Source organism: Pseudomonadota bacterium (assembly GCA_022361155.1).
Lineage (GTDB): Bacteria > Myxococcota_A > Polyangia > Polyangiales > JAKSBK01 > JAKSBK01.
Genome location: JAKSBK010000375.1, coordinates 1 through 1079, shown reverse-complemented (window position 1 = coordinate 1079; position 1079 = coordinate 1). Strand labels below are relative to the sequence as shown.

Here is a 1079-nt window from a genome sequence, read left to right as displayed (position 1 = left end):
TCGCCTGCACGATTGGTTTCGTCGCCCGTTGCGCGAGCCTCGGGAGGCCGCCCCGGGCCCAATCGCCTGCACGGTTGGTTTCGTCGCCCGTTGCGCGAGCCCCGGGAGGTGGCCCCGGGCCCGATCGCCTGCTCGCTCGCCCACCTCAGCGCGGGGCATCTGCTATGACGGGACGTCCAAGGGGATCGCATGCCGGCCTCGCCGCTCGGCCGCCGTGGCCGCAGACCCCGACGCACGAGCGATACGCTGCCGCGCACGTGCCATCGCCGGAGGTGGCGGCAGCTCGGCCGCGACCGCTTCCGCTTGCGCGATTTCAGCCATGCGGCGCTTCGCGCCGCGTGTCCCGGGTGGGCGCGGCGTGGGCGCGTTGGCGCGGCTGGCGCACCGGTGGCGGGGCGTGCGCCCTTGACGGCGGGCTGGTTCGGGCGCGGGCTGGGCGATTACTTCGCGTGCGCCCGGTGAGGCGGCGGGTTGTCGGCGCGCCACAGCATGTCGACGATGGCGTGGTAGTCCGGCGGCGTGCCGTCCCAGCCGGGCTTGGGCACCTTGTGCCCGGTGCTATTGCCGAGCGTGACCGCGGGCCGACCGCGGTCGCCGGTGGGCTCGATGCGCTGGCCGTCCGGTGTGAAGAAGGCAAACTCGCCGCCGTCCTCGGCGCGCACGTCGAAGCCGAGCTCGTGGACGTGCTTGTGGTGGTAGTGGCACAGGGACACGAGGTTGGACAGCGCGGTTTCGCCACCGCTCAGCCAGTGCTCTACGTGGTGACCGTCGACGAACCGGGTGTGCGTGCAGCCCGGGAACCGACAGCCGCCGTCCCGAATCGCCAGCGCGCGCCGAATCGCCGCGGGAATCGACCGGGTGCGTCGGCCGACATCCAGCGTGGTCCCATCGGCATCTTCCAACACCGGAACCAGCCCAGCGTCGCAGCACAGGCGCCGGCAGGTTTCCGCGGAAAGCGCGGTATCGTCGTCGGCGTGACCGGCGAGGGTATCGGCGTCCATGTGCACGGTGACTTCCACCGGCGATTTCGCCTCCGCGTTTCCGCGGAGATGTTCCTCCGCCAGCGCGACCGCGCCTTC

1 protein-coding gene is annotated in these 1079 nt (G+C 72.2%); it reads right to left on the bottom strand.

The window, feature by feature from the left end:
• Positions 1–440: 440 nt before the first annotated feature.
• Positions 441–1079: HNH endonuclease (locus MJD61_14415; GenBank protein MCG8556464.1), on the bottom strand; the 639-nt coding region annotated here is incomplete at its 5' end.